Annotated in this window: 9 protein-coding genes; 3 read left to right on the forward strand and 6 right to left on the reverse strand. The window is 30.8% G+C overall.

The window, feature by feature from the left end; all coding sequences use genetic code 11:
* Positions 1-5: 5 nt before the first annotated feature.
* The gene (locus ACP5GV_RS06320; RefSeq protein ID WP_428069637.1) at positions 6-332 is read right to left on the reverse strand and encodes a 30S ribosomal protein S24e; all 327 of its coding nucleotides are present in this window, start codon (positions 330-332) and stop codon (positions 6-8) included.
* Positions 333-522: 190 nt separating this feature from the next.
* Here ACP5GV_RS06320 and ACP5GV_RS06325 point away from each other — a divergent pair, with 190 nt between their 5' ends.
* Positions 523-2,076 carry an NAD(P)H-hydrate dehydratase gene (locus tag ACP5GV_RS06325; protein WP_428102900.1) on the forward strand — a complete coding sequence of 518 codons (1,554 nt, stop codon included), beginning with the start codon at positions 523-525 and terminating at the stop codon, positions 2,074-2,076.
* Positions 2,063-2,572, forward strand: coding sequence for a class I SAM-dependent methyltransferase (locus ACP5GV_RS06330; RefSeq protein ID WP_428069633.1), 510 nt, complete (start codon positions 2,063-2,065; stop codon positions 2,570-2,572). The genes ACP5GV_RS06325 and ACP5GV_RS06330 overlap by 14 nt, the downstream gene beginning before the upstream one ends.
* A 5-nt stretch (positions 2,573-2,577) precedes the next feature.
* Here ACP5GV_RS06330 and ACP5GV_RS06335 read toward each other — a convergent pair whose 3' ends face one another.
* The 4 genes from ACP5GV_RS06335 to ACP5GV_RS06350 all read right to left on the reverse strand — a co-directional run bounded on the left by ACP5GV_RS06335 (position 2,578) and on the right by ACP5GV_RS06350 (position 4,760).
* On the reverse strand, positions 2,578-2,844 hold the full coding sequence (locus ACP5GV_RS06335; protein WP_292319327.1) for a hypothetical protein: 267 nt from the start codon (positions 2,842-2,844) through the stop codon (positions 2,578-2,580).
* 97 nt (positions 2,845-2,941) lie between these two features.
* Entirely contained in the window at positions 2,942-3,940 is a 999-nt protein-coding gene (locus tag ACP5GV_RS06340; RefSeq protein ID WP_428102902.1) for a radical SAM protein, read from the reverse strand.
* A gap of 266 nt (positions 3,941-4,206) precedes the next feature.
* Entirely contained in the window at positions 4,207-4,500 is a 294-nt protein-coding gene (locus ACP5GV_RS06345) for a hypothetical protein (RefSeq protein ID WP_428102904.1), read from the reverse strand.
* Between the two features lie 68 nt (positions 4,501-4,568).
* Positions 4,569-4,760 (reverse strand): penicillin acylase family protein, encoded by a 192-nt coding sequence (locus ACP5GV_RS06350; protein ID WP_428102909.1) that lies wholly within the window; start codon positions 4,758-4,760, stop codon positions 4,569-4,571.
* A 211-nt stretch (positions 4,761-4,971) separates the two neighbouring features.
* Here ACP5GV_RS06350 and ACP5GV_RS06355 point away from each other — a divergent pair, with 211 nt between their 5' ends.
* A complete protein-coding gene (locus ACP5GV_RS06355) occupies positions 4,972-5,955 on the forward strand; it encodes an AbrB/MazE/SpoVT family DNA-binding domain-containing protein (protein ID WP_428069627.1) in 984 nt (327 codons plus the stop codon).
* Here the strand turns inward: ACP5GV_RS06355 and ACP5GV_RS06360 are convergent.
* On the reverse strand, positions 5,945-6,117 hold a 173-nt coding region (locus tag ACP5GV_RS06360; protein ID WP_428069668.1), incomplete at its 5' end, for an acyl-CoA dehydrogenase family protein. The two genes, ACP5GV_RS06355 and ACP5GV_RS06360, sit on opposite strands and share 11 nt — an antisense overlap.

Below are 6,117 nucleotides of genomic sequence, written 5' to 3' on the forward strand. Positions count from 1 at the left end.
TTACCTCACCCCTCTAAAGTATAGCCTCCATTTCTTTCTACTATGTATTTCATTTCATACTTTTTAGCAAATTCAGGAGTATTATAAACATGTATATGTACATTGGAAAGTCCTTGACCATAGCTAGTCTGTATAGATTTAACAAATACAGATGAAATATCCTTATTATAAGCTTGAGAAACAGCTTTTCTAATAGCAATCCTAGATGGTGTTGATTTTAATTCATGATAAACCAAGCCTCTAATTTCTATCCTTTCAAACAACTTATTTTCATTTTCTAATAATACTTCTAACCATATATTGTTATCAATATTGATCTTTTTTTGTGCCATTTTTAACACCTTGGATTAATATTCACCATAAATAGACTTGCTTTTTTAGCTTATAAGTCTTTTTGACAAAAGGCTATTTTAAATGACTTCAGCTTTATTTTCGTGTTACAGAATTATGATTTTATGTATTTGTAAACATTAAAATTAAACGTATTATCTAAAAAGGAAATATTATATTTGGGTGCTGGGTATGCCTAATATATGCGCTGGATTTATTAAGGAACCTCAAATTTTAAGCATTGAAGATATAAGAAGTTATGAAATAAATAACGTATATAATGGAATCCCCCTTTTGCTTTTGATGGAAAATGCTGGAAGAGCTGTTGCAGATGCTATAGAATGTAGAATAGGGGATTTGAAAAATAAAAGGGTTATAGTTTATGCAGGTAGAGGAGGCAATGGAGGAGATGCTTTAGTTGCTTCAAAGCATTTATCTCTTAGAGGAGCGGATGTAACGGTTTATATGCTATATGATTTTAACTTGATCGAACATCAAGATACTTTGGTTAATCTTAAGAGCCTAATTAATACCAAGCAATTAAAAATAATTCACTTACAAGATCCAAATGAATACAAACCACAGGATGCTGATGTTTTAATTGATGGAATACTAGGTATAGGAGTTAAGGGTAAATTAAGAGAGCCTATAGCGAGCGCATTAAAGGCATTTAATTCTTCAACAGGTTTAAGGGTTGCAATTGATGTGCCTACAGGAGTTGATCCAGAAACAGGTAATGTCGCTGAGGGAGCAGCAATAGCTGATGTTACTATTACCATGCATTCATTAAAACCAGGATTAATTAAAGATGAAGCAAAACATTACGTTGGGGATATTATGGTTGCTGAAATAGGTATAATTAAAGACTCCGAAATATATAGTGGGCCTGGAGATGTATTATTTAGGATACCTAAAAGGCCAAAGGATGCAATTAAAGGTGGTAACGGAAAGGTTTTGACTATTGGAGGTTCATATCATTATTTTGGAGCACCGTATTACGCTTCATCTGCAGCACTTTTATCAGGAGCAGATCTATCATTTTTAGCCTCGCCGGAAAAAGTCGCAATCTCTGCAGCTCAAAATAATCCAGGTATAATTCCATTCCCTCTTGAGGGAGATTACCTTAACGAAAATCATATTAGTGAATTAGCTGAAGAAGCAAAAAGAGTTGATGTAGTCGCGATAGGCCCAGGGTTAGGTAATAAAGAAGAGACTAAAGAAGCAGTTATTAAATTGATTAATTTACTTAAAGGGAAGCCAATAGTTATAGATGCAGATGCATTAAAATCAATAGCTAATTCTGATATAAAGTTATGGGAAGAGGTAGTATTAACCCCTCATAGAGGTGAAGCCGCTTTATTAGCAGGAAGAACAGGAGATCCAGAAGAGCTGTCAATAGAAATTGCAAAGAAATATAATGCAACAGTAATAGTAAAAGGTCCTGTGGATGTAATATGCTTACCTAAAGGTAAATGCAGATATAATAAAACAGGTCATCCAGCTATGGCAGTTGGAGGAACAGGTGATGTTTTAACTGGCATAATATCGGGATTTTTGTCTAGAAGAATTACTTTAATGAAAAATGCTAATACTTTGCATGTAGTTACTGCAGCAGCATATATATCTGGGAAAGCTGGAGAATTGGCTGTTAAAGAAAAAGGAGAAAATATAACCGCACTTGATGTTTTAAATAATATACAAAATGCGATTAAAGAAACAGAGGTATATACTCGTGGTTCAGGATGATGAAATAAAAACAAGATATGATTATACTTATGATGGTTATGATGAACTTTATGGTTTAGAGCAATGGAGAAAATATGATTTTTTGTTTTCAATAGTTTTACCTAATGGAATCGTAGCTGATATTGGTTGCGGAACCGGCTTATTAATTGAATATTTTTATAATAAAGGATTATTGAATAAAGTTTCAAAATTTTATTGTTTAGATTATAGTGAGAATATGTTGAAAATCGCTCAGCGAAAAATTTTGAAATTATGTAAAAATAAGTGTATCGCGTTGCTTGGAAATGCGGAATTACTTCCTTTTAAAAATAAGAGCATAGATTTCTTATTTTCTATTTCAGTGATAAATTTAATTGACAACTATGAAAAAGCTATCAATGAATTTAGAAGGGTTAGTAAAAATGCATTTGTTTCATCTATTAAAAAATTAAGGCAAGTGAATATTAATGGAAAATTGATAGGAGAGGATGATAAAGACTTATTTTATTGGTTATAGTTTTACTAGTTTCTTTGTTTGCATTCATTAAAAAACCATGGCGGAGATATATATAATGATGCGAATGGTCCTTTTTGTGAAAATAATGTAATTATATATGAATGACATAACTTGTTATCCTTTCTTGTGCAACATGCAAAACTAGGTTCTTGAGCTAGTTTATCAATATAAATATTGATATTTACCCCTGGGTAAATTTCCACCGTTATTATAGCATTATAACTTTTATTTTCTTTTTCTGTATATTTTAGCCAAGTTCTTGGGAGTCTCAAATTGATCTCCTATATTTTATATGTAGAGAAAACCTTATATTGATTTATTATAACTTAATATAAAAATGCAATGAATTTATATTAAAGTAAAACTATATTAAATATCTATTGTCTCTTCACTTATAATCGGTATTCTTGATCTTGTTGGATGAGATTCCAAAATTTTAACGCTATATCCTTTATATAAATTCATATTTTTTGGATTAAACCTTATGATCTTATCATTTATATTGACTTCTCCCCATATAACAGTACCATATGATGTAATTTCTTCATACCATCTTTTATCATTTTTAGCTAATCTTATAAATCTATTTTTTGTCTGAACTGAATCTTTGAATGATGCTGGGCAAAAGTGAACATATATGTTGCTATTTAATTTAGCCCATTCTAAAACTTTCATAGCAGCTTCTATGGATCCTTTCGCTGTAAAAGGTCTTCTCTTATCTTCATTTAGACCTCTTGAAATTAAAGCAGAAGCATTGGGTTCAACAAACTCCATTTCATCCAAATTTACAAAGGAACCTCCATATTTTTCTACATCGTTAATAACTTTTATGGCCCAATCTTCTAAACCTTTAGCTATTGGTATTTCAGCTCCAACCCTCATATTTGTTAATTTCGATGCGTATTCGATAGCTTTTTTATATTCTTCCTTAACTGGGTGGAATCTAATTTCATCAAGGCCAGCTTTCCATAAAGATACCAAAACATCCGGAGTAGCATATCTACCGCTTGTATATAGATGTATATGAAATTCTTTCCCGAATCTATCTTTTAGCATCTTAATAATTTTTAATGTTCTTGGAAATTTTGTTAAGGGATCTCCTCCAGTTAAACTAGCACCCATTGCTCCTTGTCTCTCAATCTCTAAAGTAACTTCTTCTAGTGAACTCACTTTCTCTTCATTAATATAAATCAGATCTTTGCCAAACCTATCTTTGCTAATTGGACAATAATAACAATTGTCTCCACATATGCCAGTAACAAATATTACAGCCTTTAATCCGGGAAAGCATAGTTCACAGCCTTTTTCCATTTTACCTAATACTAATGCTAATCTTTTGTCACCCTTTATTTCACTTCTGGAAATCATTTTTTTCACTTCAAAGTCAGTTCTCTATTAATAATAAATTGAAGAAGTTTTAAATTATCGTATTATATAATATCATTATATTAATTTAATTGATTACTGATCTCTCCATTATTAATCTTTAATTAAAATTAATCTTCATGCTCTGTTAGTAATGAAATATATGTTTTAACTTAAATTACGAAATTAAATTGGATATTCCTTTATAAATTAAGTATTATAGGATTTACTTGGTTTTTTTGAAAAATAAATATGAATTAAAATATAAATTAAAGAATTTTTTTAATGTAAATACCTATAACGGAGCCTATTAGTATGTATATACCATTTAACAATAAAGAAATAATTATAAATAAAATTCCCGGTATTCCAGCAGCTTCGCCTGCATAATAAGATATTTTGAGTATTGAACCCCCCATAACTATATAATTGGACAAAAATAGCAAAGACGAAATAAGACCAGCTAAAAATGATATTATAAGTGTTCTTATATAATCTTTTCCAAAGACAACGGACGAAATAAGACCAGCTAAAATTACTAATAGCCATATTCCTGTGTACAAAAAAATATATGATAAAAACAAAGCAATTATAAAAATTAACAATAACCTTAGTGACTCTTTTATCGTTATCACCTTGAAGGGTTCAAAACAATTTCCGCTATAATATCTGATCGAGTGATATTTTGTGGGTTTTGAGCGAAAATTAACGGTAGATATTCTCCTTTTATCCATATATTTATGTAGTTATCATAAAACGCACTCAATGGATTTTCGCTTTGTCCGCCCGGATAAACTCCATAAGAGTTGATTAGGTAAAAAATTGTTTTGCCTTAAATTCTATACTGGTCTCTCACAAAACATTATGAGTAATGATTTCCTGAGTCTCAAAGATTACACACTTAACTATTGTACTCTTCTTGAAATCATTATATTCTTATGTGCAGGAACTCCTTACGAAGATTTAATACATACAGATACTAATATATACGTAGAATAGTAAATAATAAATAGAATAATATGATGTGATTAGGTATGGGAATAATAGCTAGAAAAGTGCAGAGGTTGGGCGCATCTTCATATGTAATTACTCTTCCCCATTCATGGATAGAAGCTCACAATATAAAGCCAGGAGATACGGTTTATATTGTAGATGATGAGGATAAACTTTCTATAATTCCTTCACAAAAAGATGAAGAGAAAAGTAAAGCAGTTTACGAAATGGATTTAAGTAAAATTCCTATTCCTGAAATAGCTTCTCTAGCTATATATTGCTTGTATGTTCATAATTTAGGAGATATTATAATAAATTTAGGTCCATTAGGTAAAAAAGGTGTCGAATCAGCAAAGCAAGCCGCTCTATCTCTTTTAGGGCTTGATGTATTCGAATTAGGAGAATCAAAGATTATGATTAGACCTGTTATAGATGATTCTAAAATAGAAATAAAGCAAGTTATTAAAGGTTTAGGTATGATAGTTTCTGATATAGCTGGTATGCTTAAGGATGCCTTAATGGGACAAGATGTTACACAATCTTTGCAATTAGGTCAGAAGGATTTGCTTAAATACCAGCATTTGGTTGAGAGACATGTTGTAGATACTATGCTTCATGGAAAGGGAGATGTAAGGCTTCATGCATTAGTTTTAGGTAGTGGATTATTAGGAGTCGTTGGATATATTATATTAGATGCTGCAGACAAAGCTAACAAGTTAAAAATAAGATCAGATGAAATAGTTAGTTTGGTTCAAAACATAAAGGATATATTACCTCAGTTGGGATCTATCGTAGCACAACCTAGTATAAAAAGAACTCAAGAACTTCTATTACAAACCATGGCGATAACAATGGATATAGAAGAGAGATCAATAAACTCTAAGGATTCAAGCCAAACTATAATATTAACTAAAATGGCAGATGCACTTAAGCTCTTAGATGTTATTTTGTATGTGATAACCTGCAGCGCAGCTACTTCAGAAGAATATCTAAAAAAGGTTAATAATACGGGATTCAATGCTTAATTTTAGGTGAAGTTATTTTCCCCATTAAAGATTTTGCTATAACTAGTTTTTGTATTTCGTTTGTTCCATCACCTATTTCAATCATCTTTATGTCTCTATAATATCTTTCTATATTGCTTTCCTTGCTATAACCAAAACCCCCTTCAACTTGCATAGCAAGTC

The organism is Caldisphaera sp. (genome assembly GCF_049974385.1).
GTDB lineage: Archaea > Thermoproteota > Thermoprotei_A > Sulfolobales > Acidilobaceae > Caldisphaera.